Origin of the sequence: Streptomyces sp. NPDC059917 (assembly GCF_042730635.1) — a bacterium.
Taxonomy (GTDB): Bacteria; Actinomycetota; Actinomycetes; order Streptomycetales; family Streptomycetaceae; genus Streptomyces.
Map to the genome: position 1 here is coordinate 1 of NZ_JBHWLC010000169.1, position 3,212 is coordinate 3,212.

The 3,212-nt window shown below is 56.3% G+C and carries 1 rRNA gene; it reads right to left on the reverse strand.

The features are described from left to right. Nucleotides 1–32 precede the first annotated feature (32 nt). A 23S ribosomal RNA gene (locus ACFWAR_RS39125) occupies nucleotides 33–3,155 on the reverse strand. Nucleotides 3,156–3,212: the final 57 nt, after the last annotated feature.

Consider the following 3,212-nt stretch of genomic DNA (forward strand, 5'->3'; position numbering starts at 1 on the left):
CTTCAGAACTAACACAGTGGACGCGAGCAACTGAGGACAAGCCCTCGGCCTATTAGTACCAGTCAGCTCCACCCGTTACCGGGCTTCCACATCTGGCCTATCAACCCAGTCGTCTACTGGGAGCCTTACCCTCTCAAGGAGGTGGGAATACTCATCTTGAAGCAGGCTTCCCGCTTAGATGCTTTCAGCGGTTATCCCTCCCGAACGTAGCCAACCAGCCATGCCCTTGGCAGGACAACTGGCACACCAGAGGTTCGTCCGTCCCGGTCCTCTCGTACTAGGGACAGCCCTTCTCAATATTCCTACGCGCACAGCGGATAGGGACCGAACTGTCTCACGACGTTCTAAACCCAGCTCGCGTACCGCTTTAATGGGCGAACAGCCCAACCCTTGGGACCGACTCCAGCCCCAGGATGCGACGAGCCGACATCGAGGTGCCAAACCATCCCGTCGATATGGACTCTTGGGGAAGATCAGCCTGTTATCCCCGGGGTACCTTTTATCCGTTGAGCGACAGCGCTTCCACAAGCCACTGCCGGATCACTAGTCCCGACTTTCGTCCCTGCTCGACCCGTCGGTCTCACAGTCAAGCTCCCTTGTGCACTTACACTCAACACCTGATTGCCAACCAGGCTGAGGGAACCTTTGGGCGCCTCCGTTACTCTTTAGGAGGCAACCGCCCCAGTTAAACTACCCATCAGACACTGTCCCTGATCCGGATCACGGACCGAGGTTAGACATCCAGCACGACCAGAGTGGTATTTCAACGGCGACTCCACAACCACTGGCGTGGCTGCTTCAAAGTCTCCCACCTATCCTACACAAGCCGAACCGAACACCAATATCAAACTATAGTAAAGGTCCCGGGGTCTTTCCGTCCTGCTGCGCGAAACGAGCATCTTTACTCGTAGTGCAATTTCACCGGGCCTATGGTTGAGACAGTCGAGAAGTCGTTACGCCATTCGTGCAGGTCGGAACTTACCCGACAAGGAATTTCGCTACCTTAGGATGGTTATAGTTACCACCGCCGTTTACTGGCGCTTAAGTTCTCAGCTTCGCCACACCGAAATGTGACTAACCGGTCCCCTTAACGTTCCAGCACCGGGCAGGCGTCAGTCCGTATACATCGCCTTACGGCTTCGCACGGACCTGTGTTTTTAGTAAACAGTCGCTTCTCGCTGGTCTCTGCGGCCACCCCCAGCTCACGGAGTAAATCCGATCACCAGTGATGGCCCCCCTTCTCCCGAAGTTACGGGGGCATTTTGCCGAGTTCCTTAACCATAGTTCACCCGAACGCCTCGGTATTCTCTACCTGACTACCTGAGTCGGTTTAGGGTACGGGCCGCCATGAAACTCGCTAGAGGCTTTTCTCGACAGCATAGGATCATCCACTTCACCACAATCGGCTCGGCATCAGGTCTCAGCCTTAATGTGTGACGGATTTGCCTATCACACGGCCTACACCCTTACCCCGGGACTACCACCGCCCGGGCTGGACTACCTTCCTGCGTCACCCCATCGCTTACCTACTACCACCTTGGATCAGCGGCTCCACCACTTTCCTTTGCCCGAAGGCTCCGGAACGGCTTCACGGCCTTAGCATTAATGGATTCGATATTGGGCGTTTCAAAGCGGGTACCGGAATATCAACCGGTTGTCCATCGACTACGCCTGTCGGCCTCGCCTTAGGTCCCGACTTACCCTGGGCAGATCAGCTTGACCCAGGAACCCTTAGTCAATCGGCGCACACGTTTCTCACGTGTGTATCGCTACTCATGCCTGCATTCTCACTCGTGAACCGTCCACAACTAGCTTCCGCTGCTGCTTCACCCGGCACACGACGCTCCCCTACCCATCACAGCGGGCGTTGGCCCTATTGCTGCAATGACACGACTTCGGCGGTACGCTTGAGCCCCGCTACATTGTCGGCGCGGAATCACTTGACCAGTGAGCTATTACGCACTCTTTCAAGGGTGGCTGCTTCTAAGCCAACCTCCTGGTTGTCTCTGCGACTCCACATCCTTTCCCACTTAGCGTACGCTTAGGGGCCTTAGTCGATGCTCTGGGCTGTTTCCCTCTCGACCATGGAGCTTATCCCCCACAGTCTCACTGCCACGCTCTCACTTACCGGCATTCGGAGTTTGGCTAAGGTCAGTAACCCGGTAGGGCCCATCGCCTATCCAGTGCTCTACCTCCGGCAAGAAACACGTGACGCTGCACCTAAATGCATTTCGGGGAGAACCAGCTATCACGGAGTTTGATTGGCCTTTCACCCCTAACCACAGGTCATCCCCCAGGTTTTCAACCCTGGTGGGTTCGGTCCTCCACGAAGTCTTACCTCCGCTTCAACCTGCCCATGGCTAGATCACTCCGCTTCGGGTCTAGAGCGTGCAACTCAATCGCCCTATTCGGACTCGCTTTCGCTACGGCTTCCCCACACGGGTTAACCTCGCTACACACCGCTAACTCGCAGGCTCATTCTTCAAAAGGCACGCAGTCACGACGCATTGAGTAAACTCAATGCGCGACGCTCCCACGGCTTGTAGGCACACGGTTTCAGGTACTATTTCACTCCGCTCCCGCGGTACTTTTCACCATTCCCTCACGGTACTATCCGCTATCGGTCACCAGGGAATATTTAGGCTTAGCGGGTGGTCCCGCCAGATTCACACGGGATTTCTCGGGCCCCGTGCTACTTGGGAGATTCTTAAGCAAGCCGCTGATGTTTCGTCTACGGGGGTCTTACCCTCTACGCCGGACCTTTCGCATGTCCTTCGACTACATCAACGGTTTCTGACTCGCCGACCGGCCGGCAGACCGATCAAAAGAATTCCCACAACCCCGTATGCGCAACCCCTGCCGGGTATCACACGCATACGGTTTGGCCTGATCCGGTTTCGCTCGCCACTACTCCCGGAATCACGGTTGTTTTCTCTTCCTGCGGGTACTGAGATGTTTCACTTCCCCGCGTTCCCTCCACACTGCCTATGTGTTCAGCAGTGGGTGACAGCCCATGACGACTGCCGGGTTTCCCCATTCGGACACCCCCGGATCAAAGCTCAGTTGGCAGCTCCCCGGGGCCTATCGCGGCCTCTCACGTCCTTCATCGGTTCCTGGTGCCAAGGCATCCACCGTGCGCCCTTAAAAACTTGGCCACAGATGCTCGCGTCCACTGTGTAGTTCTCAAGCAACGACCAGCCACCCATCACCCT